Here is a 23,978-nt window from a genome sequence, read left to right on the forward strand (position 1 = left end):
TAATCGTATAATAGGTATAAGAAGTGGAAAATACAGCTAATAATTCAACAAAAAAAGTTTCGATGCATACTTTGGGATGTCGTCTAAATTTCTCTGAAACAGGCTCTCTTGCTGAAGGTTTTGTAAAAAGAGGCTATGAGGTCGTTGATTTTGGACAAAAGGCCGATGTTGTCTTTATTAATACTTGTACGGTAACAGACTCTGCGGATTCGACTTGTAGAAACTTAATTAGAAAGGCCCATAAGTCTTCTCCTGAGGGAAAGATTGTTGTTGCTGGTTGCTATGCTCAAATGGAGCCAGAAACTATTGCTAATATGCAAGGGGTCGATCTTGTACTAGGAACTTCTGAAAAATATAAAGTTTTTGATTATTTAAATGAAGAAGAGGCAACGGCCATTCATGTCGATAAATCAATGGATTTCTATGGGGCGGCTACAACTAATTCTGATGGTCACACTAGAGCATTTTTAAAAATTCAAGATGGATGTAATTACGTTTGCTCATTTTGTATTATTCCTTTTGCAAGAGGAAGGTCTAAGGCCATCTCGATTGCCGATGCCGTAGCTAATGCGAAAGAAATTCTTTCACAGGGCTTTAAAGAGATTGTTTTAACTGGTGTTAATATTGGTGAATACGAAACTGCTTCTGGTGAGAAACTTGTTGATATGGTTAAGTCGTTATTAGAGCTAGAGGACTTAGAACGATTAAGACTTTCAAGTGTTGAGCCAAATACGATAACAGATGAGCTTTTAGCTGTTTTTAAAAGCTCTCCAAAGTTCTTGGATCATTTTCATATCCCACTTCAAAGTGGTGACGATGATATTTTAACAGGGATGAGAAGAAAGTATACTGTTGCAGATTATAAGAAAGTCATTGATAAAATTATTACTGCATTTCCTGATGCTGGAATAGGTGCCGATCTTATTTGTGGCTTCCCTGGTGAGACAAATGAGCAATTTCAAAATACATATAACCTTGTAAAAGAACTTCCAATAACTCATTTCCACGTTTTCCCTTATTCTAAAAGAAAGGGGACTACAGCTTCAAAAATGGATAACCATATTCACAATGCTACTAAGAAAGATAGAGTGAACTCTCTCATTCATTTAGGGGAAGCAAAGCTTTCAATGTTTAGTGAAGATCAAGTAGGAACTAAGAGTAATGTACTATTTGAAAGAAGAAACAAAGATGGTCTCTATACAGGTTATACAACGAATTATGTAAAAGTTTTCGTTGATACTAGTGAAGAACTTAAAAATACTGTTCGTACTGTTTATTTAAAAGAGTATAAAAACGGTAAACTATTTGCTGAGCTTGTTCAGTAATCCTTGCAAACTCTTGACATCTAGCTGACAAATAGAACTCTTATATTATGCATACTAACTACACGAACAAACGTGGAGGTTTGGTATGTTGAAGAGATCGTTTATTATATTAGTTTTTATGAGTGTTGTTACAACTTCTGCATTTGGTAATCAGAATGTAAAAGTTGTAAAAGAAAGTGAGATGACTCTTCAAGATGTCGTAAGTAGAGTCTCCTACGTCTCCGGTCAAAAATATATTTCAAGTATTGATTTATCGAAGAAAATTCTATCTATTAACTTAGAAATTACCAAAGAGAATTCAGATACAGTTTTAACAAGCTTTCTACATGAAAATGGTCTTACAAGAGTTGAGGAAAGTGAAGGGCTTTTTAAAATAATCTCTGTGAATGAAATCAGTAATACTGTTTTAAAAAGCTATGTTGCTGATAAAAAATTGAATCCAAAATTGCCAAGAACATATGATTTTTATCTTCTTAAATATTCAATAGCAAATCGAGAGCAAATTAAAGACTTGGCTAAAAAAGTTGAGCCATACCTGTCTTCAAATGGTGCTCTTTTGTATGCAAATATAGCAGGGGAAATCATTGTTAGAGATAATGCGCATAATTTATCAAAAATTTATCGTGTTTTAAAAAGAGCTGAAATCCAACTTGAACAGAAGGCCCTTTCATTAAATGACAGAGAAAATGAACAGCATGTATTACAAGAAAATGGTGAAAGAGAATCATAATATTTAAACTGGAGAAATTAGAATGAACAAAAGTAAAGCTCTACCCCTTGGATTAATGGCGATGATGACACTGGCATCTCCCAAGATTATGGCCGATGAATATGAATGCGCAGAAATCGAAAAGTGTTTAGATGTAGCATATTCGATATCAGGAACTAAATATTATTCATCAAAGAAACTTAAGGGGAAAGTATAGTTTTCTCAAATAAAACTCAATAAAGAAAATGTGGATAGAATTATTTCAAGCGTTCTATTTGATCACGGTTATTCAAGAATTAAAGAAGATGAAGGACTGTATCGCATCGTTCGCTCTCGTGATTTGAGATATAACACTGTTCCACTGGTAGAAGTTTCAAAAGATAAAGCTCCTCAACTACCAAGCAATCACGATTATTTTATGATGGAATATAAGCTAGATCATCCTTCATCATCGAGAATCATCTCTAAGAATTTAAGACCATTCTTATCTAGATATGGAAGGGTCATCGCCCCTGATGGCGTAAATAGAATTTTAGTACAAGATAGTGCTAATAACTTAAATCGAATTTATCAATTAATTACTCATCTTGATCAAGAGATTGATAAAGAAATATTAAGAAAAGTAGAAAAAAGAGAGCAAAGGCATCACGCTTTAAAGCTCGCATCAACAAGGAACTGTTCGCATGAAAAGTTACAATGAAAAAGGGCCTCTTTAGAGGCCCCTTTTTTTATCTAGAAGAAATCTTTTCTAAACTTTATTTCACTTCTTTCTGGCCCATAAGCAATTATTGAAACTGGAATTCCAAGTTCTTTTTCAATAAGCTCAATATAAGTTCTAAGGTTTTCTGATGGCTCACCTTTGAAGTCATCATCAAATGGAGCTAAATCAGTAAAGATAGGCTCAACCTTAGATAGGTCAATTCCTGGATAGGCACAATCGATATCTTTACCTTCGTAGCGATAAGATTTACAAACCTTAAGTTCATCCATACCACTTAGAATATCTACCTTAGTAAGGGCAATACTTGTTAAGCAAGATGCTTTGACAGAATACTTTAGAAGAGGGAGATCAAGCCAACCACACCTTCTTTTTCGACCTGTAGTTGCACCAAATTCACCACCTTTCTTTTGAATGAACTCACCAACTTCTGAAAAGAGCTCTGTTGGAAATGGACCCTCTCCAACTCTTGTTGTGTACGCTTTAGTTATTCCTAAAACTTCATCTACTTTTCCTGAAGGCATTCCTGCTCCAGTGAAAATACCTCCATAAGAAGTGCTAGAAGATGTTACAAATGGATATGAACCGTAGTCGATGTCTAGTAAAATTCCTTGAGCGCCTTCAAAAAGAATATTTTTATTTTCTTTGACTGCATGGTCTAAAATACTAAAAGTATCACAAATGAATGGAGCTATAATTTTCCCTAGCTCGAATAAGCGTGAAGCTTCTTCTTCGATAGTAGGATATTCAGTTTTATATAAGTTCTTTAGAAGGAACTCTTTTTCAGTTAGGTTATTTTCTAACTTTTTAATAAGTTCTTCTTTATTTAAAAGGTCTCTAAGTTTGATCCCTCTTCTTGAAATTTTATCTTCGTATGCAGGGCCAATTCCTTTTCCAGTTGTGCCAATCTTAACTGTTCCTTTTGACTCTCTTTGAGCATCCATTAATTTGTTATACATAGTGATAACTGTTGCATTTGCGGAGATTTTAAGCTTTTCAGGAGTAACAGTAATATTATTATTTAAAACATTTTCAAGTTCAACTTTAAACGCTTCAGGGTCAAAGACAACACCATGTCCAATAATAGAGGTGCAGTGATCATGAAGAATTCCAGAAGGGATTAGATGGAGAACAATTTTCTTGTCTCCAACGATAATTGTATGACCAGCATTGTTTCCTCCTTGATAGCGAACAACGAGATCACACTTCTGACTGAGAAGATCAGTAATTTTTCCTTTTCCTTCGTCTCCCCATTGAGAACCTATTATGGCTAAAGACTTCATTATACTCTAACCTCGTTTAATAGATTGTCATTGATGAAAAACTCTTTTAATTGGTGAACGGCCATTTCTCCAACTCTAAATTGAGCTTCTTCTGTAGATGCGCCTAGGTGAGGAGTCATAACAAGGTTTTCAAGACTTCTGAGAGGAGAGTCTTCTTCGAGTGGCTCTGTTGCAAACACATCAAATCCGGCACCTCTAATCTTACCCTCTTTTAATACTTCTATAAGATCTTGTTCATTAACAATTCCACCTCTGGCAGCGTTGATTAAAATTGCATCTGACTTCATAAGGGACATTAGATCTTTGTTTATTAAGCCTTTCGTTGCTTCCATTAGTGGAGTGTGGATTGAAATAATATCACATTCTTTAAAAAGAGTTTCTAGATCACTCTTTTTTGCATATGGAAGTTCACTAGATTCTTGGAATGGATCATAGAAGAGAACTTGTGGCTCAAACCCTGATATTCTCTTGGCCACAATTTGTCCAATTTGACCAAATCCAACGATACCAACTTTTTTATTAGCTAACTCCATCCCTGTAAATTTTGATTTATCCCAACCTCCATTACTCATGGTTTTGTGGGCCCATGCCGTCTTTCTAAGAACTGTCATCATTAGTGCGATTGCATGTTCAGCTGCTGAATTATTATTTGCACCTGGAGTATTTGAAACTTTAACTCCTATCTCTTGGCAAGATGCTTTATCAATATTATCTGTCCCAGCACCTGCTCTAATGACATATTTTAAATTAGGGGCAAGGTCTAAATACTCTTTCGTTATTTCTGTAGCAGATCTAATCACGATACCGTTAACTTTTGGTAAAAGTGTTTTTAACTCATCTTGATTCATTTTTGGTGAAGGATGAACTTCAAATTCAGTAATACTTTTTAGTTCTTCGAATAAGCTTTGATCAAAGCCATCTGCTACAACAATAAATGGTTTCATAGTCCTCTCCCGGAGTAGTTTGAAAGTGTGATTGACGAGGTAATTATAGAAACTTTTACAGAGACCTAAAAGGAAAAAGGACCCCGAAGGGTCCCTTTTTTTCCCTTGGACGGGGAGTGTTAAAAACCAGGAGTTTTTATTTAAGCTGCAATTGGAGACATTTCCATCTTTAATTGCAGATGCTTCAAAGTTTCCTGAAACTCTGAAAGTGAAGGTAAGTTACCAAAATGAGTATTTTCATTTGGGTTCTTCGAAATAAAGTCATAGAGCTCTATTGAAGTAGACTGCTCTTTGTCTTTAAGAAAAGCCTTCCAATTTGACCTACCAGTTTCCTTGTAGTGCTTGAAAAGACTTTGAACAACTTCTTCGCGCGTCATTGCGCCAATTGAAACCACACTTCCTCTCGCGTCAAGTTCTAGATGCCAAACGCGATAATTGGACTGGTTAGCAGGATGGTGTGAGTTTTCTACAGCGATAGCCATGTACATATCTCCCTCCTTAAAGGTAGCGACCTTAATGGTCTTTTTCCTTAGGGTAAACTTCCTGTTAGGCCCTAAATGTGTGTTCGAGCTTTTTGGGCTTCCTGCCCCTTTCGCTCAACTAAAGCATGTCATGTTAGATGATAGAAAGTCTTGAAAATAAGACTAACAAAGGGTTTCCGCCTGGATGGCCTTTGTAAGAAAAACTAGGGCCTAAGTGAACTGGCCGGTGTCAAAGAGAAACTGTGTGTCACAAATTGGTTAAGTTTGTAGGCCAATAGTTAGGAAAGTAAACTTTTAGTAGTAAGCTTACTCTATAGAACTTGATCAAGTAGTGTTTGAAAATGAACGTGCATGTCATTAATCAAACTATCTTTAATATTTAATTGTCTAAATTTAATTCCAGCTAGGTCAAAAATTTTCTTAGAGATTCTATTGGACTCAGTAGTGCAATGTTTATCACTTAGATAGATAACTTCTTTGACTCTAGAACTAGCAAGAAGTTTAGCGCATTCATGGCATGGAAATAAAGTGACGTAGGCCCTTGTATTAGCTAGGCTTTCTTTAGAGTGCAGGATTGCGTTTGCTTCAGCATGAACGACATATCCATACTTTTGAAACTCTAATGGTGCTGAAGGATCTTTTCCCCAAGGCAATTTATTTTCATCAATACCAGCTACAAAACCGTTATATCCCATCGTGACCTGATGATTGTTTTCATCAACAAAAACGGCTCCAACTTTAGTTGAAGGATCTTTAGATTTAAAGCTTGCCATCATAGCTTGCAACATAAAGTATTCATCCCACTCTAGAGGAGATTTTACTGGGAAAAAGTTAATATCATGGGAACAATTAGTTTTTGAATCTGTCATATTCTTAAAATATATGAACTAAATTAATTTGCAAAGAAAGAAAAAGTTTAACTTTTAGATTTTAAGAAACTCAGTGACTTAGGAATTAACTGCTTATAGAATTCTAACTAATAATAAATTGTCAGAGCTAGATCTTGAATTAATAGGAACATTATATGAAGAAAAAAAATGCCTTCTTTATAGTATTACTTCTTAATATTGTTTTTATTTTTATCTATTTCTTTATGATTGAATCTGAGAAAAAACTGAGTGAACTGCCTAAGGTCGAACCAGGCTCCATTAACGATCATAATAAAATCATTGATTCAGGACCATTAGAATCAAAAGAAAATACTAATGTCACAAGTTATTGCCTAGAAGAATTTTCAAAAAATAATTTTAAAGAACTAGAAAGAAGTTCAGAACTTCTTTGGAGAAATATACACATAGAAAATCCTTCGGGAATTGTTTATAGAGTTAGATATTTTTATGATGATGGTCCTAACGGTCAATTTAAGAAAACAATTGTCTATAAAGAAAATGATGAAGGATTTCCGCTGATACATAAGAAGTTGGTGGGTTTTAGCGATATAGAAGAGAAGTCTTTACTTAAAAATGGAAAAATAATTTGGGAAGAAAGAGCATTTAATTCTCCAAATGATTTATATTGGCGAGTCATAAACAATAAAGTTGTTGAATTTAAATCAAAAAATCAAAAACAATGTAATCTATAATTGAGTCACTTTGTCAGCCTTTGTGATTAAGTCTTAAAATTATCGTGTTTAAAAAAAATTAATATCTAGAAACAAATAAATATAACTTGGCCTATTAATTGCTATGAATATATGTCGATACTATGTGTATGGAGTAGTAATGATGTTAAAAAGTTCTAAAGTTAAAATTTTTCTAATGCTAATTCTTTGTTTAGGTGTCTTAACCTCTTGTAAAAGTGATGAAGAGGCCATTGTTGATGCGGTAAATGATCAAATTAATCCACCTGGAAACACTGATCCCATTAAACCTGATCCTACGGATCCGCCAAGTGGTCCTATTTTGGGAAAGAATAGAGTCATTATAGGAAACTATTTTGACCCCGAATCTCAAAGTCCTAAAAAGGATAGTAAGGGATATTCACAAGAAGGTAATTGGATTCAAAGCTCACTCACAGGCCATAAAAATAGTATTTCTAGGTATTCGCTTGAAGCAGATGCAAGAGTTTCATATGAAACTTCTAAATTAGGACAAGATAAATACTGTGTTTCTGTATTTCAAGTTGCTCATTCTAATTCTGAGTCAGATGTTCTTGTGAAGTTATTTGATGATGGTAATGAGATTTTTTCAAAGAGCATAGACTATAGAGAAGGTGGTGGATGGGTTCATCTTGGTGAGTTTGATTTTGCTGGAGAAAAAAAATCTCAAGTGACAATTGAACGTGGAGTGTTTTCAAATGGAGGAGCTCTGCGAGCAGATGAAGTACGTTTCTCTAGAGTAAAAGATGGTTTTGATTGTTTAGGGAGAAAATTTGCAAATATTAAAAAAGGGAAAGTTTTTGATAATAAATTCGACCCTTCTATTTCAAAGCCTAAGAGAGACTCAGTTGGTTTAAGAGAAGTTGGAACGTGGTATAAGAGTAGCTTAGCTGGATTTAAGGATAGTATTTCTAGATATTCAAGAGATGAAAATGCTTACGTAACCTATTCTGCTAATGTTCAAGAGTCTAGCTATTGTTTAAAGGTTTATCGTGTTACTCACCCAAATAGTGCTTCTAGAGTAAAAATACAGGTGATGCAAGAGAGTTTAATAGAAGAGTATTTTTTAGACTACTCTTTGAATGAAGATCAGAAAGGCTGGGTTACTCTTGGCAATGTTAATTTCGACACAACAAAACCGGTTGTTGTAAAAATAAGTAAAGATCAAGGTGATAGTGGAGTTCTAAGGTCTGATGCTCTTAGATTTCAAAAAAAGTCTTGTGAATAATATAAATTAGGGAATTTATATAAATATAGTAGGCTAATTGTAAAAATTATTTAAATCTTTTGGTTAGGAAACACTGAGTAGGTTGTTATAATTAGCTGTGAAGAAATTAGTATCATTATTATTAATATTTATTTCCAGCTCTTTGTTAGCTCGCCCTATTGAAGTTGTTACTGATCAATATCCTCCTTATATTTATTATGAAAATGGCAAGCTTGTAGGTATACAAGTTGAAATTCTCTCAGAGGTGATGTCAAAGATAAAAATTGACTACACACTTACTGTATATCCTTGGAAACGATGTCTTCAATTAATGAAAAATCAAAATGCAGATTTACTACTAGGTGTTATGAAAAATAGTGATCGCGAAGAGTTTATGTTCTTTCCTGATGAGGAAATCGTTAATGTCTCGAACAAGTTATTTTCTTTAACTAATGAAAAGATAAAAATAAAGAGTAACTTTCAATCTAAGACGATTGGAACAATGAGAGGTTATTACTATAGTGAAACCTTTATGAGTTATAAATTCTTAAATAAGATGGAAGCGAATTCTCATGAACAACTTCTAGATTTACTCTTTAGAAAGAGAGTTGATTATATTATTGGTGCAGAGCTTGTTATTCGTTATGGAGCTAGAAAAAGAGGGCTTCCATATTATGGTCTTAACTATGAGTTTGGAAAGTCCCAAAAACACTACGTAGCTTCCTCTAAGGGAGATTTGGCAACAAGTATCGTTAAAAGATTTTCTAAGGAATTGAGTAGTTTTAAAAAGACTGAGCGCTATAGAGAATTAATTAAGAAGTATACTTTTTAAATAAAAAAGGCCCTCTTTCGAGGGCCTTAGTACTTATTTAAATCTTATTAAGAGTTAAAGTAGTGGAGCGATAACTAGAGCAACAATTGACATTAGTTTTACTAGAATGTTCATCGCTGGACCTGAAGTATCTTTGAACGGGTCACCAACAGTGTCACCAGTAACAGCTGCTTTGTGAGCTTCTGTACCTTTCTTTTCACCTTCGATATGACCTTGCTCAATAGACTTCTTAGCGTTATCCCAAGCACCACCGGCATTTGACATAAATAGTGCTAGAAGAACACCTGTACAAGTTGCACCTGCAAGCATTCCACCTAGAGACTCTTTACCTAGGATAAATCCTACAAGAGCAGGAGATATAATAGCTACTAGACCTGGAAGAACCATTTCTTTTAATGAAGCAGTAGTTGCAATTTCAACACACTTCTCAGTATCTGGCTTACCAGTACCTTCCATAATTCCTGGAATTTCTCTAAATTGTCTTCTAACTTCTTCAACCATTAATTGAGCTGCTTTACCAACAGAGTTCATTGTGTTTGCACCAACGAAGAATGGAAGTACACCACCAATAAATAGTCCAATTACAACATTAGGATTCATTAGGTTGATTGATTCAAGGTTAACTGCAGATGCGTAAGCAGAGAACATTGCAAGAGCAGTAAGAGCTGCTGAACCAATTGCAAAACCTTTTCCGATTGCTGCAGTTGTGTTTCCGATTGCATCTAGACCGTCAGTGATTGATCTAACTTCTGGACCTAGTTCAGACATCTCAGCGATACCACCAGCATTATCAGAGATTGGACCGTAAGCATCAACTGTCATTGTTACACCAGTTGTTGCAAGCATACCAACTGCTGCAATACCAATTCCGTAAAGACCAGCAAAGTGGTTAGCGAAATAGATACCAAGACAGATTAAAAGAATAGGGGCCATACAAGAATACATACCAACAGCAATACCAGAGATGATATTTGTTGCTGGACCTGTTTTACCTGCAAGAGCGATATTTTTAACTGGGTTAAATTCACCAGCAGTATAGTATTCAGTTGCAAAACCAATGAATAGACCAATTAATGATCCAAGAACCATTGCATAGAAAGGTCCCATTGCATAAGGAAATACTGTGAATGCCATTTGTTGAACAATGAAGAAAGATCCACCAAATAGACCAACAAGACCTACGATTGGAGAAAGTCTTAGTGCCCATGCTGGATCAACATTTTTAAGTGCATTCATTGAAAGAATACCAAGAACAGAAGCAATTAAACCAACTGTAATAACTAAAATTGGAAGAAGGATTGCACCTGTGTTTGCACCTGCAAGAGTAGAACCGATGAACATAGTTGCGATAACTGAACCACAGTATGATTCGAAAATATCTGCACCCATTCCAGCAGTATCACCAACGTTGTCACCAACATTGTCCGCAATAGTTGCAGGGTTTCTAGGATCGTCTTCAGGAATACCAGCTTCAACTTTACCAACAAGGTCAGCACCTACGTCAGCAGCTTTAGTATAGATACCACCACCAACTCTAGCAAAAAGAGCGATAGAAGATGCACCCATGGCAAAACCATTAAGAGCTTCAATTGTTGAACCTGTTAGGTACTTGTATGCAACTACGATCCCAATAAGACCAAGAGAAGCAACAGTCATACCCATGACTGATCCACCATAGAAAGCAACAGAAAGAGCTTTTGCTTGTCCACTTTCAGCAGCAGCTTGAGCTGTTCTAACGTTTGCTTTAGTCGCAGCTTTCATACCAATGAAACCACAAAGCATAGAGATTAACGCTCCAGCAATGTAAGCAATTGCAGTGTTAGTTCCTAGTTTCATTCCAAGTAGTATTGCAACTACAGCTAGAAATCCAACAAGGATAGTGTATTCCTTTTTAAGGAACGTCATTGAACCGCTTTCAATTAAGCCAGCGATTTCTGTCATTCTAGCAGTACCTGCAGGTTGTTTAACAATCCACATGTACGTTGCTATCGCAAATAAAAAGCCAGCTGCGCCGATAAACGGTGAGTAGGCAAAGAAACTCGTAAGTGATTCCATTTCGAAAAAACTCCTTCTTAAGGTGAAAAAAATTAATATCAAGCTAATGCTTTATATATTGGTTATTTATCTTTATATTAGTTGATAAGAATTATCATATAGCACTAAAAGCGTAAAACACTTTCGTACTATTGGGGTACAGTATTTTTACTGCGGAGTATTATGTCTAAGGACGGATCGACTAAGAAAGTTTTATTATCTTCTGCGGTTATGGCCGTTGCGACCTTTTCAAGTCGCATATTAGGGCTTGTACGTGAGCAGGCCATTGCAGCTGTGTTTGGCGCGTCAGGAGTGACTGATGCTTTCACAATTGCTTATAGAGTACCAAATATGTTGCGAGACCTCTTTGCTGAGGGAGCGTTTTCTTCCGCATTTGTTCCAACCTTTACTGGAGTAAAGCTTAGAAATGAAAAGCTCGCCAAGGGGCTTTTGTGGTCTATGGCCGCTCTACTTTTTTTGATTACTGCAAGTTTGTCGGCACTAATCATTATCTTTGCTCCAGAAATAATCAAGTCCATTACGAATGAAGTTTTTAATTCAGATCCAGCAAGATTAGAAATGACAGTTCAGCTCGTAAGAATTATGGCCCCTTTCTTAGTGTTAATTTCATTGGCGGCTTTATTTATGGGAGCGTTGAATACTTTAAAAGTTTTCTTTGTTCCTTCTTTCGCTCCTGCCTTATTTAATATTGTAATGATAGCGTGTGTCTTCATGCTGCCTGATCGACTTAAGTTGTGGGGTCATTATCCAGTTCTCTCTTTAGGAATAGGTGTTATTCTAGGTGGATTTGTCCAGATGATTATTCAGGTTCCACTTCTAATTAAAAAGGGTTTTGGGCCACAGGGACCCTTTAATCTAATCAGTAGCGACTCAAAGGTTATTTTACATAGAATAGGTATTGGCACGATTGGGATAGCTGCCACTCAAATTAATATTATTATTACGACAGTTTTAGCGACAAGTACGGTTGTAGGAGCCGTTTCGTGGCTTTCCTTTGCTTTTAGACTCTTTCAGTTTCCAGTAGGAATTCTAAGTGTCTCAATTGCTGGATCTAACTTGGTTCATTTTAGCGATGCTTGGAAACAAGGTAATAAAGATGTTGCAAAGAATTACTTATCTACGAGCTATAATTTATCTTTTTTAACTATCGTTCCAGCTATGGCCTTACTTTTTGCCGTTTCGAAGGAGAGTGTTCATCTCGTTTTTGAAAGAGGTGCCTTTGACTTAAAGGATACTCTGATGACAAATGATGCTCTTATGTTCTACCTCGTTGGTCTCCCTTCATATGGGCTGTACAAAATATTTGCTCCAATTTTCTTTACTCTTGATAAGCCTCATATACCAGTAAGGATCTCTGTCTTTGCAATATTGTGTAATATCGTTTTTTGCGTGTTACTAACTCCTGTTTACGGTTTTTGGATTCTAGCACTTGGTACTAGTCTTTCGATGATAATAAATTCGTCTATTCAAGGATTACTTTTAAGAAAATACTTGGAGTTGGAATGGAGCTTCTTTTTTAATCTTAAAATTTTGAGAATTATTAGCTCGGGTCTCATAACTTATTTTGCAACACAGTATATTTCACAAACTTTCTTTAATTACAGTGATGGATTTATGACTAAATTGACAGTCTTTTGTGGGGTAGGTCTAGTTGGAGTAGGTTGTTACGTTGTGTCATTAACTATTCTTGGAGAGGGAAGTTTAATCAAGAAAATACTAAGAAGGAAATAATCCTTCATAAATTTCAATAAGTTTCTTGTTATATACCCTTTTTGTAGGTTAAACTTATTAAGAATATTTGACTCATGGAGTATTAATGAGAACTGATTTTGAAACACTCGAAACGTTGGCGAGCTATACTATTGATAGTCTCAAACAACAGAAAATGATTGAGTTTGAAATTGAAAATAGAGCGGCTTTAATCGATGCGATGGCGACTGAATATGGCGTAAGTTTTGCGACAGATGAAGATGTTAGAGATCAAGCGATTGAAGAAGTTGAAGAAAAAATGGGAGACATGGTTCCTGAAGACATCACTGAATCAGAAATGTTTAACCATGCCAGAAAAGAGATAATCAAATCTTTTAACGGTGAAAATATTGGCGGCCTATATCTAGTAGAATCGCTTCACTTAATTGCAAATAGAATGACTGAGTTTATGCTTAATTGTGATCTTGTTGAAGATGTATTTGGAACTGATGAAGATATTCATGCCTTTCTTGTAAAGAAGATTAGAACTTTTTCTCCGAAAAAGAACTAGTTATCTGTTATTTGACCGCTCTTTCTTGAGCGGTATTTTTTCTCACTTTTTTATTCTTTTTTTCCGATAAGTTTATGTGCCACATATACTAATTATTCTATTTTTCTTAATTCTATCACCGTCTTCTATTGCCGGAACTAACCTAGGTACGATCACTTCGGTTAAGAATGGGTTTGCAACTATTAAGGAATGTTCTGTAGCTGAAGAGGTGAGCTTACCTTGTAGGGAAAGAGACTTAGGAGTTCTTAGTGGGATTCTTGATCAGGTTTCAACCAATCAATGTATCACTTCAAGCGAAAGTTATAAGAATTTGCCCAAGTGTCCACAAGGAGAAGATCAAGTAAAAGGTTTAGATAATACTTATCCTAGTGGAGGAGTTTTTGTTACTTACCTTGTGGAGAACGCAGGTTTCGTTAAGCACTTAACTCAGCAGTTGCTTGAGGGAGATGAGCTAAGTAAAGTAAATATTGTTATTCCACAAAAGTATGCAGCAACTATCTCTGAGCATCCAGATTTAGTTAAGGTAATCAATAATCCTAGAGTGAATGTCATTATATCGAAGACTTCTGTGGCCACGAACTTGTGGATGCAAGATTATTTTCAGTTTACGAGCGTTAATGGGAAGCCGGCAATTTATCAACTAGAGCACATAAGAGAGTCTGGAATGTCTCTTGAGGCTAGGGTTGCCTGTGAGATTGCTAAGAGTTGTAATCTTCCATACTTTATTCCTCCTGATATGGTGAAGGAGAGAAATAAGGATGCTCGCAATATGAATGCAGGGGGAAATCTTGAGGTTTTACCTGGTGGAACCTTTTTGAGAGGAGTTCAAAAAAGAGACGGTTATCAAAGGCCAAACTCTTCATGGGGAAGTTTTGCTGAAACTAAGACTCAGCGAGATCAAGAAGATGCTCTTGAAGATTCTAAAAATAGAGTATTAGACTTAGACATTTCTTTTGTTCAGACTGGGCATATTGATGAATTGTTTAACGTTGTTAAGACTAATGCACCAGCTCCTTGCAATTATGCAATACTGGCCTCGGATCCTAAATTGGCCGTAGAAATATTGGAAAAGGAAGCAGCTAAGAAGAGAGAGATTTCTAAGAATTGTTCTGATTTTGATTATGAGAAATTGAAAAATAAATTTAATAAAGTTAAAGGGTTTTCAAAAACTGAACTAGCAAATATTTATGCTTCTCAGTGTATTAATGGGCAAGACGTTAAGAGCTTTGTTTCCTCTAAAGTATTTTCTGTTCTAAAGAGAGTGAATGTTGAACAAAGTGATAGTAATTACGATAGGCAAAGAGATAATATTAAAGATTTGGTTAAAGAGCTTAAAAAGACTACTAAGTGTAATGAACCTAAAATAATTTCTGTACCTGTTCTTTTTAGAGATGGTTTTTCTTATACGCCTGAGTTAACTAATGGAGTTATTCAAACTCCTGAATCGGGGGCCTCTAGAGCAATTCTTCCAAGAACTTACTTTGGACCATTTGATCAGTACATTGAAAAAGAGTTAAAAAAATATGGAGTTGAAACGACTCTAGTAAATGATTTAAATTATCACCTCAATAGTGGGGAAGTTCATTGTGGTACCAATACAGCAAGAGTGTGCCATGAGTAGATTAATACTAGCTTGTTTAATTTTTATTTCATCTTTATCTGCTAAAGAATACTTTGGTGGAGAGATAAAAGTTTCTGATACCAATAAGGCGAGCTTTACTTTATATACTCAAAATGACGATTATTTTTTGCAAGTATTTTTCAAAGAGAGTTCTGTAAAGTGTGACTTTAAAGTGAGAAAAATATCTGCTCCTGCTTGGTTAAAAGGAAGAAATGGAGTGATTCAGGCAGATGAGACTGGTTGTTCATTTCAATTAAAAAATAAGACTCTAGAAAATTTTTGGAATGATGTCGTTACAATTGATATGGCCTATTACTTTACTGATAAAAGTAATCTTAGAGCTGATGTGACTATAAATTCGCTGAAGAAAACGACTAAAGCCGCTGCATACTTTACCTTAAAGCCTCAAGAATAATTTATTGATGTAAGAACTCGAAAGTTCTCATTACTTCTTCAAAATACGGCCCTTCTACAGCACCATTTAAAATAGAACTTCTACTCTTTGCTAGCAAATAGGAGTTATTAATTAAGTCTTTGATTAAGTAGGCATCGAAGTAGACTCTTTCAGACATATCTTCTGTTGCTGTTCCTTCAATATGAATAATGTCGATTCGGCCTTCTTTGTAAGGGAGGAACTCCTCAAACACTGCAGGTACACCTGCGTGAGACTCTTCGGGGTCAAACATAAGTTTGAGATCTTTTAATTTGTTTATTAGTATTTCTTCGATTGATAGCTTCTCTAATTCTGAATCTTCGTCAAACCACTGTAGCTCGGCCTTCCAATCATAATGAGTATCAGCTCTTTTGAAGGATGCGTAGTTCTCGTCTTCATCAGCTGATGTTCTTGTCCACCAACTAGGAATAAAGAATATAAAGTTCTTCATTTCAAATTCTACTGCATTTTCAACGTAAGCTTCTTTTTCTTCTCTAATAGCTATCATTGTGTAAATCGCAAATAGAATGATGCCTAAAAAAATAGTCCATTCAAATAATCTACTTAAGTCCATATGATTCAAACTAACCTTGATTATTGGGTCTGTAAATGTGGATATTTGTGATTTTTCTTATGTAATATCAGTGTATTGGCCCTATTTATTCCATAACCCTAAAGTTTTATCAATTAATTCCCGATAATTAGACGAGATATAATAAAAAGCAGAACTTTTCTGCGATTTGGAGAAGAAGAGATGAGACACTCAAGATCTAAAGTAAGTTGGAAACACTACCTTGTTGTTGCGGGATTTTCCCTCACTCAAGTCATGACAGCTTCAGCTGCTGACCAAGGAGTCTTTAACGATTGCCAATACGCTGGTGAAAGTAAAGAGATGTGTTACAAAATGGTTATGGCCTCAGAGTATGGTGGTGAAATTGATTGTGTAGAATGTCTCTTCTATCAGCAACCAGAACAAAATAAATTAGCAGAAACTCTTGGAGTGATTGCGGGACCATTGGCCTTTTTAGGGGCAAGTTACTTTGGTGCTAAATATCAATACAAGGGACAACAGGCTTGGGCAAATGCATATGAAGCAGGCCATACAGCATGTACTACAAGATTTAATTCTTATCTAAACTACTCAACAGAAAGAGGAGCTGCACCAATCTTACCTGGAGAAGCAGAGTCATTTGCTGGATCTTGTAATGGATCTGGATTTGGTGGCGGCTATGGTGGTGGTGGCTACGGAGCTGGAGGGTATGGAGGATTTGGTGGCATGGCCGGAAATGGTTATGGCGGCTTTGGAAATCCATATTTATCCGCAGGGTATAGCCCTGGATTTATGGGTGGTATGATGGGACCTAACTTCGGTGGCGGATTCTCTGGAGGATTCGGTGGTGGAAATGGAATGGGCTTCGGTGGAGGTCTAGGTCTTGGAATTGGTTTAGGAGCAATGAATGGTCTCTTCGGAGGCGGTGGTGGAATGTATCCTGGCGGTGGTATCAGCGGTGGAATTAGCATCGGTGGTGGCATGGGTGGCGGAATGGGCTACCCTGGAGGATTTGGAATTGGAATGAACCCGTACGGTGGTATGGGCGGTGGATTTGGTTACCCTGGAATGGGTGGTGGAATTTACGGTCCTGGCATGGGAATGGGCGGTGGAATAAACGTTGGTATAGGCGGTGGTCTTGGCGGCGGAATGGGTTACCCTGGAATGGGTGGCGGCATCGGAATTGGCGGTGGAATGGGTTATCCTGGAATGGGTGGCGGCATCGGAATTGGCGGTGGAATGGGCTATCCTGGAATGGGTGGCGGAATTAATGTCGGAATCGGCGGCGGAATGGGCTACCCTGGAATGGGTGGTGGAATCGGCGGCGGAATGGGTTACCCTGGAATGGGTGGTGGAATCGGCGGCGGAATGGGCTACCCTGGCATGGGTGGTGGAATCGGCGGCGGAATGGGCTACCCTGGCATGGGTGGTGGAATTGGCGGCGGAATGGGTTACCCTGGTATGGGTGGCGGCATGGGCGGCGGAATCTTTGGCCCAGGAATGGTTCCAGGATCAATGGGGATGAATCCTTGGGGATCAGGTGGAGCTACTGGTAGTTACTGGAATAATTCTGGAGGATGGAATGGAGGAGCAAATGCTCAGTACCAACAACAACTTCAGCAGCAACGTCAGATGCAAATGGATATTCAAGGGCAGTCACAAGCAGGCTATGCTAGAGCACAAGGTAATGCGATAACAGGACAAGCTGCGAATCAAGCCCTTTATCAAAATTACCAAAATGCAGCTCAAGACTTGTATCAGACTTCATATTATGGAGGCGGAGCGAATGTTAATCCTTATGCAAATGGTTCGATGTATGGAGCTGGAAACTTAGGGTTTAACTTTAGTGTTGGTGGTTATGCTGGATTCTAATTTTAATAAAATTTAGTTTTATATAAAAGGCTCCTTTCGGAGCCTTTTTTTTTTCGTTGTCATCAATATGAGAGTAGACCAAAAAAAAGGCCTTTTGGCCTTTGGTTGTAAGTAGAGTGGTTTTTTTTCGTTGTTATCAATATGAGAGTAGACCAAAAAAAAGGCCTTTTGGCCTTTGGTTGTAAGTAGAGTGGTTTTTTTCGTTATCATCAATATGAGAGTAGACCAAAAAAAAGGCCTTTTGGCCTTTGGTTGTAAGTAGAGTGGTTTTTTTCGTTATCATCAATATGAGAGTAGACCAAAAAAAAAGGCCTTTTGGCCTTTGGTTGTAAGTAGAGTGGTTTTTTTTTCGTTGTCATCAATATGAGAGTAGACCAAAAAAAAAGGCCTTTTGGCCTTTGGTTGTAAATAGAGTGGTTTTTTTCGTTGTCATCAATATGAGAGTAGACCAAAAAAAAAGGCCTTTTGGCCTTTTTTTTATGGTCTACTTATTATGGATTAAAGTTTTAATTTCATGGCGGAAGATGACTTCGATCTTGTCGCTATCAATTGTCTTGTCGACAACACCTGGGCCAAATTTTGCGTGATCAATAATATCACCTTGAGCAAAGCTACCTCTAATAGAATATGGTTGAGACTTCGACGTTGCAGAGTTGATTGCTTCCATCCAAAGATCAGCTACAGATGTAGTAGACTTTGAAGTTTTACGAGTTGTTTTCTTTCTTGTAGCAGCTTTCATTTTAACTGCAGAAGGATCTTTGTAAGCATGAGTGTTTTTACAAGTTCTACATTCAACTCTGTGAATTGTTTGTGCATCTTTCATGGCCACAATAGTATGTGCTAGTGTAAGTTTACATTTAGAACAGTAGGACAGAACCTCTTTTCCAACGCTTAAATCTGACATTCTGAATCCCTTGTAAAATCTGATAGAATAGAAATAATAAGTGTGTAAGGATATGTTTTGTGAATGATAAAGTAAAGACTGAACGCAATGAAAAGATGCAAATGAAATTACTTGAAAAAGCTAAAACCTTACCTATGAAGTCAGGATGTTACCTGATGAAAAAAGGAGTAGGACCTGATGAGGTCGTTCTCTATGTGGGGAAGGCGAAGAATTTAAAAAGTCGAGTGAGTAGTTACTTTAATAACTCAACAAAATCTCCTAAGACGGAGATTCTCGTATCCCATATTGAAGACTTTGATTTCATTATGACGCAAACAGATGCAGAAGCATTTGTTCTCGAAAATAATTTAATAAAGAAATTTTCCCCTAAATATAATATTCGATTAAAAGACGATAAATCTTACCCGTATGTTTGTGTCAACTTGGCTGACTCATTTGCCAGACTAGTTTACGAAAGAAGACCTAAGAAGAAGAAAAGTATGGAGGTCTATGGACCTTTTGTTCTAGGGAGTAATATTTCTGAAGTTATACGTATATTAACTAAGTCATTTGCTTTAAGAGATTGCTCTATAAGAGAGTTCCTCTCTCGCAAAGAGCCATGCCTATTGTATCAGATGAAGCAGTGTAGCGCTCCTTGTGTGGGTTTAATTACTCAAGAGCAATATCAAAGAGACTTAAATCTTGCGTTAAGTTTTTTCCAAGGAAGTCCTAAAGAGGCTTTAGAAAACCTTCATAGCAGGATGTTGACTTTAGCCGAAGAAGAGCAATTTGAAGCGGCGGCAATGATGAGAGATAATATAAAGGTCTTGCAAGAATTTGTAGAATTCTCAAAACAAGAAAATGCTCAAGTTCATGGAGAGACAAAGAATATTGATATCTTTGCTTACCATGTAGGAGAAATTGAAGTCGATATTTCTTTGTACATGATGAGAAAAGGCGTATTGCTTGGACATAAGAATTTTCACTTTCCTAAGTTAGACTCTCTGGATGATTTAGAAGATGAGTTAGCACAATTTATTTTTCAGTACTACACAAGTACTTATGATTCGCCACCTGAGGTGCTAATTACAAACTTTAATAAAGAGCTTAATAAAACGCTTTCACTTGCTTTTAATGAGTCTGAAGGTTTGAATATAAAGTGCAAGACATCCGGTCAAAAATACCGGTCTTTAATGAAGCTTACTCAAGATCACGCAATGGAACATCAGAGAGTACGAGTATTAAATGAAGATAGTGTTTATATCGGACTAAATAAACTCAAGGAGCTTCTATCTTTGAAGGAAAGACCTGTTGTCTTAGAATGTTATGATATTGCAGTCTTTCAAGGAAAGTCCCCGACGGCTTCTAAAATAGTTTTTCATGATGGAAGGCCTGATAAGTCATCATATAGACATTATCACTTACAAGAGAGACCCGAAGGGAATAATGATTTTGCAATGATGAAAGAAGTTATCGAAAGACGCCTTAAGAAAGGTAATCTACCTGATGTTTTTGTGGTTGATGGAGGGATAGGGCAGGTTAATATGTTTATTGCGGCCTTAAAAGAATTAGATCTTTCTACTCCTGTTGTTGGTATCGCTAAATCGAAAGTTGAAAAAAAGAAAACTGGTTTCAAAGAAAAGGAAGTTTCTCGAACAGAAGAGAGACTTATAATTCCTGGACGATCGAACCCATATTACTTAAGTAAGTGTAAATCTCTTTTTAAGATCGTTGTGCAAATGCGAGATGAAGCCCATCGATTCTCTAGAAGACTTCATCATAAAGAAGAAAAGAAAAAATTAATTACAAGCTGGATTGATCAAGTTGAAGGTGTAGGGCCTAAGACCAAGCAAAATATGTTAAGAGTTTTAGATAAATCAGTTAGTGAATTAAAAGAATATTCTGTAGAAGAAATAGAGAGTTACTTTTCAGTGAAAAATAAAATTGCGAAGGCCATAGTTAAAACTTTGGCCTCCATCAATTAAAATCTAGTTTATTACGTGAATTATCTTCTTATTACCTTGACCACATTCTGGACATCTTGCCGTTTCTTGCACGATAAGATTCTTGAAGTCTGACAGGTGTGTTTGAACCAATTTAGCATTGCACACGTTGCAATTATCCATATGTTTCTTTACTTGATCAGCATCACCAAAATATTCTTCAAATTTTTCGAAGCGGAAGTCTTGCTCTAGTGCCATTTAAATTTCTCCTTGCAGGTTTTCAAAGCTACTAATAATTTTTTCGGTCTTTTTTTGAGGTTGGCTTAATTTATGATATGTTTGTGCTGGTTTTTGGGACAATTTTCCTAGCGAGAATTTGCTCAATTCATTATTAACCGCCCTAAGTAGTCGGAATTAGAAAGAAGTATGGTAGATTATAATAAATTAAGAACCGATATTAAAAATATTGAGCAAGGTGAAGGGATATCTAGGTTCTTTAAAGGTGCTATTTTTAAAGAAATGCCCTGGGCAATATCTAAAAAACCGACTCCGAAGACTTCTGCGTTGCGTGAATCTAATATAGTGCCTAAACAAGATAGGGTACCGACTGAGGAGTCTCTATCTAAAGTTGAGGTTCTTGAATCATTAAAAGAAAAAGTAGAAAAAAGTGGAGAGATTCAGTCTCGCTTTGGAACTATTGGTAAAAGTCCATCAACTAGCACTCTTAGTAGTAAGATTTTTAAGCTCTCAGCTACGAAAAAGGAAATTGTTGAGCAACTAGACGGGCTTTATTCATTTGATAGCTGTGAAAGGTTTAAAGATATAAAGCTTCTTATTATTGGGGAATCACAACTTACAAAATTTGATATTGATAATACACATTGGAAATTTTCTCATAATCCGAATGAGTTGCTTGGAAAAATGATTATTGCGATGAAACTGGAAGAAGGTGACTTCTTGCGGAGCGCTTTAGTTGGAGAGTCTGAACAAGAGCAGTGTGAAAATATATTGAAAGAAATTGTCGCTTTTTCCCCAGATGTTGTAATAACTTTAGGGGCCGTATCTACTAACCTCCTATATGGACGAAAAGAAAAGCTTTCTAAGGTGCATGGTCAGTGCTTTGAAAGAATTATTGAAGTTTCCGGCGAAAGCAAGGAATTTAAGTTTGTGCCAGTTTTTCACCCTGAACTTCTAGAGATTAACCCATCTATGAAGCGAACGGCCTGGATAGATCTTCAAAAAATAATGGAAATGATAGGAAAGAAATAGTTCTTTATTGAGACCTTTCCAAAAAAAGCATAGAATAAGATGTAGTTAACTCAGGATGAGGTTTAGTTGCAAAAGAATTGCATCGTCTTAATTTTACTTTTCTCAGTATTCTCTTTGAATTCTGTAGCAGAAATTACGCCTTATCTGGCCATGGGCTCACCTGAACCAAAAGTTAGAGTTCGTGTCGATCACTCTTTAAAAAATGTAACAATTTCGGGAACAGATCTTAAAAGAACAATTCACTTAAATCAAGATAGTAAGAGATATTCAGGTAGAAAGAAGATCAAGTTTAACTGTGATAGATTTGGTTTTAAGAATAAAGAAAAAATCAAAGGACCTGTCCTTTTAGCCTCACTAAATTCTATGACAGGTTTAGTTACTGTTGGAAAGAAGAAGTACATGGGAACTGTAGACATAGTGACTTCCTCAAAGAGCGATAGTTGCGATGTTGTGCAAGAAACTAACTTAGAAGATTATATTAGTGGACTCTTAGCTAAAGAAATGAATAGTGCCTGGCATCTTGAAGCACTTAAGGCCCAGGCCGTAGCTGCAAGGTCTTATGCTCTTCATAAAATGCAAACTAATCATGTCTCAAAAAACTTAGGTCATGAGGCACACTATGATATTGAAAGTTCCGAGAAGCACCAGGTTTCAGGATCTTTTTTCGATATGACAAAGAATACGGACCTTGCAACTGAGCAAACAATGGGTGAAGTTCTGGTTACTCCAAAAGGAAAGCTAACTCCTATTTTCTTTCATGCAAAGTGCGGAGGAAAAATCCTAAGACCTGACCAAGTGTGGGGAAATAGGGTGAGTGGTTATAATAAAAACCCAAAGACTGGTCATTGTGACGGACATGGCACTCCTGATTGGAATAAATTAGTGACCTATGAGAGATTTGTTTCATTTCTATCTTGGCTTCAAAAGAAGAAACTTATAGATACTCCTGTAAAAATCGAAGGACAGCAGAAAATAAAAATTCTTTCGGATGTGAGTGAGAAGAACTCAGTTAGGCTCTATTGGGGAACTCATCATATTGTTGTTAAGAAACCATATTTTAGAAGATTCTTTGGTCGGTTCCTTTTTCCGTCAAATAATTTTTCGCTAAACTGGAACTCAAGAAAGAAAGGGTTTGTTGTTAAGGGCAAGGGGCTTGGTCATGGAGTAGGTATGTGTCAATTAGGAGCACTTGACCTTGCTAAAAAGGGATGGAGTTATAGAAAGATCTTAGCTTTATATTTTCCCGGTCACAAAATTGAAAAAGCTTATTAATAAAAAAGGCCTCTATTTCTAGAGGCCTTTTTTATTATCATTTTTTTAAAATTTAGAAATTTACGCATCCAACTTTTGTAAAGACTGTATCTGCATTAAATGCCGGAAGATACGAGTAATTTGGATCTGTTTGAGAAACAGCTCTAGTTGATGAATAATCTACCATACCGTGACCACAACTTACTTCATCATCGAGAGTTATTGTTGCTTGAAAGCTTGAGATTGGTCTCGTATCAGAAATATATGGTGCTCCGGAAGATGATGTCATGGCACAGTAAGAAACCATTACATTATAACCAATAACCTGAGAGCCTTGAGTCACCTTTTGAACTAGCATTACATCTCCGTAATAACCAACTCCTAGATAAACTCTAGAGACTTCTGAACCACCAATTCCTCCTGGAGAGAATTGTCCACTTATCGTTGTTTGACTAGATCCATTTGTGGCGCCACCCTGCGTACTGAAAGTGTAGACCGTTTGAAGTCTATTACCAATTACGAATCCATTATAGTTTCCTGTTCGACATTGAACTTGATTTAGAATTGAAGCATAGTTTCCAGCACTGACTTGGGTCTGTCCAACGCCAACAGGGCTTGAAGGAAGAGTAATTCCAGTGGTACTCGAATTAACAGAGTTTTTCTTCTTACTATCTCCGCATGACCATAACAAAGTTGTCATTGCGACAAATGTTACTAACTTGCTTACGGATATCTTTTTCATCT

24 protein-coding genes are annotated in these 23,978 nt (G+C 36.5%); 15 read left to right on the forward strand and 9 right to left on the reverse strand.

All coding sequences use genetic code 11. From position 1 onward, the window contains the following. The first annotated feature begins 23 nt into the window (after positions 1-23). The 4 genes from mtaB to DPQ89_RS15775 all read left to right on the forward strand — a co-directional run bounded on the left by mtaB (position 24) and on the right by DPQ89_RS15775 (position 2,734). Entirely contained in the window at positions 24-1,325 is a 1,302-nt protein-coding gene (gene mtaB, locus DPQ89_RS15765; protein ID WP_127717992.1) for a tRNA (N(6)-L-threonylcarbamoyladenosine(37)-C(2))-methylthiotransferase MtaB, read from the forward strand. Between the two features lie 85 nt (positions 1,326-1,410). Continuing rightward, on the forward strand, positions 1,411-2,055 hold the full coding sequence (locus DPQ89_RS15770) for a hypothetical protein (RefSeq protein ID WP_127717993.1): 645 nt from the start codon (positions 1,411-1,413) through the stop codon (positions 2,053-2,055). Between the two features lie 22 nt (positions 2,056-2,077). Further along, positions 2,078-2,251, forward strand: a complete 174-nt coding sequence (locus DPQ89_RS18545; protein ID WP_164848471.1) for a hypothetical protein — start codon at positions 2,078-2,080, stop codon at positions 2,249-2,251. A 30-nt stretch (positions 2,252-2,281) separates the two neighbouring features. Then, on the forward strand, positions 2,282-2,734 hold the full coding sequence (locus DPQ89_RS15775) for a hypothetical protein (RefSeq protein ID WP_127717994.1): 453 nt from the start codon (positions 2,282-2,284) through the stop codon (positions 2,732-2,734). Positions 2,735-2,766: 32 nt separating this feature from the next. On the opposite strand, the gene DPQ89_RS15780 is transcribed toward DPQ89_RS15775, so the two are convergent. The 4 genes from DPQ89_RS15780 to DPQ89_RS15795 form a co-directional block, all read right to left on the reverse strand. Then, positions 2,767-4,035, reverse strand: coding sequence for an adenylosuccinate synthase (locus tag DPQ89_RS15780; protein ID WP_127717995.1), 1,269 nt, complete (start codon positions 4,033-4,035; stop codon positions 2,767-2,769). After that, complete coding sequence (locus DPQ89_RS15785; RefSeq protein WP_127717996.1) at positions 4,035-4,979, reverse strand: hydroxyacid dehydrogenase; 945 nt, start codon at positions 4,977-4,979, stop codon at positions 4,035-4,037. Before DPQ89_RS15785 ends, DPQ89_RS15780 begins: the two co-directional genes overlap by 1 nt. A 140-nt stretch (positions 4,980-5,119) precedes the next feature. Next, positions 5,120-5,467, reverse strand: coding sequence for a hypothetical protein (locus DPQ89_RS15790; protein WP_127717997.1), 348 nt, complete (start codon positions 5,465-5,467; stop codon positions 5,120-5,122). Positions 5,468-5,772: 305 nt separating this feature from the next. Continuing rightward, the gene (locus DPQ89_RS15795) at positions 5,773-6,330 is read right to left on the reverse strand and encodes a dCMP deaminase family protein (RefSeq protein ID WP_127717998.1); all 558 of its coding nucleotides are present in this window, start codon (positions 6,328-6,330) and stop codon (positions 5,773-5,775) included. Positions 6,331-6,485: 155 nt separating this feature from the next. Here DPQ89_RS15795 and DPQ89_RS15800 point away from each other — a divergent pair, with 155 nt between their 5' ends. The 3 genes from DPQ89_RS15800 to DPQ89_RS15810 all read left to right on the forward strand — a co-directional run bounded on the left by DPQ89_RS15800 (position 6,486) and on the right by DPQ89_RS15810 (position 9,097). Beyond that, entirely contained in the window at positions 6,486-7,043 is a 558-nt protein-coding gene (locus DPQ89_RS15800; RefSeq protein ID WP_127717999.1) for a hypothetical protein, read from the forward strand. A 139-nt stretch (positions 7,044-7,182) separates the two neighbouring features. Then, a complete protein-coding gene (locus DPQ89_RS15805; protein ID WP_127718000.1) occupies positions 7,183-8,286 on the forward strand; it encodes a hypothetical protein in 1,104 nt (367 codons plus the stop codon). Positions 8,287-8,383: 97 nt separating this feature from the next. After that, entirely contained in the window at positions 8,384-9,097 is a 714-nt protein-coding gene (locus DPQ89_RS15810; protein WP_127718001.1) for an ABC transporter substrate-binding protein, read from the forward strand. 54 nt (positions 9,098-9,151) lie between these two features. Here DPQ89_RS15810 and DPQ89_RS15815 read toward each other — a convergent pair whose 3' ends face one another. Further along, the gene (locus DPQ89_RS15815) at positions 9,152-11,152 is read right to left on the reverse strand and encodes a sodium-translocating pyrophosphatase (RefSeq protein WP_127718002.1); all 2,001 of its coding nucleotides are present in this window, start codon (positions 11,150-11,152) and stop codon (positions 9,152-9,154) included. A gap of 162 nt (positions 11,153-11,314) precedes the next feature. Between DPQ89_RS15815 and murJ the strand changes: the two genes are divergently transcribed. The 4 genes from murJ (at position 11,315) to DPQ89_RS15835 (ending at position 15,448) form a co-directional block, all read left to right on the forward strand. After that, a complete protein-coding gene (gene murJ, locus DPQ89_RS15820; RefSeq protein ID WP_127718003.1) occupies positions 11,315-12,883 on the forward strand; it encodes a murein biosynthesis integral membrane protein MurJ in 1,569 nt (522 codons plus the stop codon). 85 nt (positions 12,884-12,968) lie between these two features. After that, the gene (locus DPQ89_RS15825; RefSeq protein ID WP_127718004.1) at positions 12,969-13,412 is read left to right on the forward strand and encodes a DUF507 family protein; all 444 of its coding nucleotides are present in this window, start codon (positions 12,969-12,971) and stop codon (positions 13,410-13,412) included. A 76-nt stretch (positions 13,413-13,488) separates the two neighbouring features. Then, on the forward strand, positions 13,489-15,033 hold the full coding sequence (locus DPQ89_RS15830; RefSeq protein WP_127718005.1) for a protein-arginine deiminase family protein: 1,545 nt from the start codon (positions 13,489-13,491) through the stop codon (positions 15,031-15,033). Beyond that, positions 15,026-15,448: a hypothetical protein gene (locus tag DPQ89_RS15835; RefSeq protein ID WP_127718006.1), complete on the forward strand. Its 423-nt coding sequence runs from the start codon at positions 15,026-15,028 to the stop codon at positions 15,446-15,448. The genes DPQ89_RS15830 and DPQ89_RS15835 overlap by 8 nt, the downstream gene beginning before the upstream one ends. Position 15,449: 1 nt before the next feature. Here the strand turns inward: DPQ89_RS15835 and DPQ89_RS15840 are convergent, their stop codons facing one another. Continuing rightward, positions 15,450-16,040, reverse strand: a complete 591-nt coding sequence (locus DPQ89_RS15840) for a hypothetical protein (protein WP_127718007.1) — start codon at positions 16,038-16,040, stop codon at positions 15,450-15,452. Positions 16,041-16,220: 180 nt separating this feature from the next. Here DPQ89_RS15840 and DPQ89_RS18550 point away from each other — a divergent pair, with 180 nt between their 5' ends. Next, a complete protein-coding gene (locus DPQ89_RS18550) occupies positions 16,221-17,888 on the forward strand; it encodes a hypothetical protein (RefSeq protein ID WP_164848473.1) in 1,668 nt (555 codons plus the stop codon). 484 nt (positions 17,889-18,372) lie between these two features. Here the strand turns inward: DPQ89_RS18550 and DPQ89_RS15855 are convergent, their stop codons facing one another. Beyond that, positions 18,373-18,792: a hypothetical protein gene (locus DPQ89_RS15855; protein ID WP_127718008.1), complete on the reverse strand. Its 420-nt coding sequence runs from the start codon at positions 18,790-18,792 to the stop codon at positions 18,373-18,375. Positions 18,793-18,851: 59 nt separating this feature from the next. On the opposite strand from DPQ89_RS15855, the gene uvrC reads away from it, so the two are divergent. Then, positions 18,852-20,756: an excinuclease ABC subunit UvrC gene (gene uvrC, locus DPQ89_RS15860; RefSeq protein ID WP_127718009.1), complete on the forward strand. Its 1,905-nt coding sequence runs from the start codon at positions 18,852-18,854 to the stop codon at positions 20,754-20,756. Positions 20,757-20,759: 3 nt separating this feature from the next. On the opposite strand, the gene DPQ89_RS15865 is transcribed toward uvrC, so the two are convergent. Then, entirely contained in the window at positions 20,760-20,972 is a 213-nt protein-coding gene (locus DPQ89_RS15865) for a hypothetical protein (RefSeq protein ID WP_127718010.1), read from the reverse strand. 168 nt (positions 20,973-21,140) lie between these two features. On the opposite strand from DPQ89_RS15865, the gene DPQ89_RS15870 reads away from it, so the two are divergent. Together DPQ89_RS15870 and DPQ89_RS15875 are read left to right on the forward strand one after the other, a co-directional pair. Continuing rightward, positions 21,141-21,983 (forward strand): uracil-DNA glycosylase family protein, encoded by an 843-nt coding sequence (locus DPQ89_RS15870; RefSeq protein WP_127718011.1) that lies wholly within the window; start codon positions 21,141-21,143, stop codon positions 21,981-21,983. 66 nt (positions 21,984-22,049) lie between these two features. Beyond that, positions 22,050-23,255 (forward strand): SpoIID/LytB domain-containing protein, encoded by a 1,206-nt coding sequence (locus tag DPQ89_RS15875; RefSeq protein WP_127718012.1) that lies wholly within the window; start codon positions 22,050-22,052, stop codon positions 23,253-23,255. A gap of 52 nt (positions 23,256-23,307) precedes the next feature. Here DPQ89_RS15875 and DPQ89_RS15880 read toward each other — a convergent pair whose 3' ends face one another. Beyond that, complete coding sequence (locus DPQ89_RS15880) at positions 23,308-23,976, reverse strand: hypothetical protein (protein ID WP_127718013.1); 669 nt, start codon at positions 23,974-23,976, stop codon at positions 23,308-23,310. Positions 23,977-23,978: the final 2 nt, after the last annotated feature.

The organism is Halobacteriovorax sp. HLS, assembly GCF_004006665.1.
GTDB lineage: Bacteria > Bdellovibrionota > Bacteriovoracia > Bacteriovoracales > Bacteriovoracaceae > Halobacteriovorax.

Bases quoted from the DNA above. Each gene is read 5' to 3' on its own strand.
- DPQ89_RS15770 (WP_127717993.1), top strand. From the start codon at position 1,411: ATGTTGAAGAGATCGTTTATTATATTAGTTTTTATGAGTGTTGTTACA.
- DPQ89_RS18545 (WP_164848471.1), top strand. From the start codon at position 2,078: ATGAACAAAAGTAAAGCTCTACCCCTTGGATTAATGGCGATGATGACA.
- DPQ89_RS15780 (WP_127717995.1), bottom strand. From the start codon at position 4,035: ATGAAGTCTTTAGCCATAATAGGTTCTCAATGGGGAGACGAAGGAAAA.
- DPQ89_RS15785 (WP_127717996.1), bottom strand. From the start codon at position 4,979: ATGAAACCATTTATTGTTGTAGCAGATGGCTTTGATCAAAGCTTATTC.
- DPQ89_RS15790 (WP_127717997.1), bottom strand. From the start codon at position 5,467: ATGTACATGGCTATCGCTGTAGAAAACTCACACCATCCTGCTAACCAG.
- DPQ89_RS15795 (WP_127717998.1), bottom strand. From the start codon at position 6,330: ATGACAGATTCAAAAACTAATTGTTCCCATGATATTAACTTTTTCCCA.
- DPQ89_RS15800 (WP_127717999.1), top strand. From the start codon at position 6,486: ATGAAGAAAAAAAATGCCTTCTTTATAGTATTACTTCTTAATATTGTT.
- DPQ89_RS15805 (WP_127718000.1), top strand. From the start codon at position 7,183: ATGATGTTAAAAAGTTCTAAAGTTAAAATTTTTCTAATGCTAATTCTT.
- DPQ89_RS15815 (WP_127718002.1), bottom strand. From the start codon at position 11,152: ATGGAATCACTTACGAGTTTCTTTGCCTACTCACCGTTTATCGGCGCA.
- murJ (WP_127718003.1), top strand. From the start codon at position 11,315: ATGTCTAAGGACGGATCGACTAAGAAAGTTTTATTATCTTCTGCGGTT.
- DPQ89_RS15825 (WP_127718004.1), top strand. From the start codon at position 12,969: ATGAGAACTGATTTTGAAACACTCGAAACGTTGGCGAGCTATACTATT.
- DPQ89_RS15835 (WP_127718006.1), top strand. From the start codon at position 15,026: ATGAGTAGATTAATACTAGCTTGTTTAATTTTTATTTCATCTTTATCT.
- DPQ89_RS15840 (WP_127718007.1), bottom strand. From the start codon at position 16,040: ATGGACTTAAGTAGATTATTTGAATGGACTATTTTTTTAGGCATCATT.
- DPQ89_RS18550 (WP_164848473.1), top strand. From the start codon at position 16,221: ATGAGACACTCAAGATCTAAAGTAAGTTGGAAACACTACCTTGTTGTT.
- DPQ89_RS15855 (WP_127718008.1), bottom strand. From the start codon at position 18,792: ATGTCAGATTTAAGCGTTGGAAAAGAGGTTCTGTCCTACTGTTCTAAA.
- DPQ89_RS15865 (WP_127718010.1), bottom strand. From the start codon at position 20,972: ATGGCACTAGAGCAAGACTTCCGCTTCGAAAAATTTGAAGAATATTTT.
- DPQ89_RS15870 (WP_127718011.1), top strand. From the start codon at position 21,141: ATGGTAGATTATAATAAATTAAGAACCGATATTAAAAATATTGAGCAA.
- DPQ89_RS15880 (WP_127718013.1), bottom strand. From the start codon at position 23,976: ATGAAAAAGATATCCGTAAGCAAGTTAGTAACATTTGTCGCAATGACA.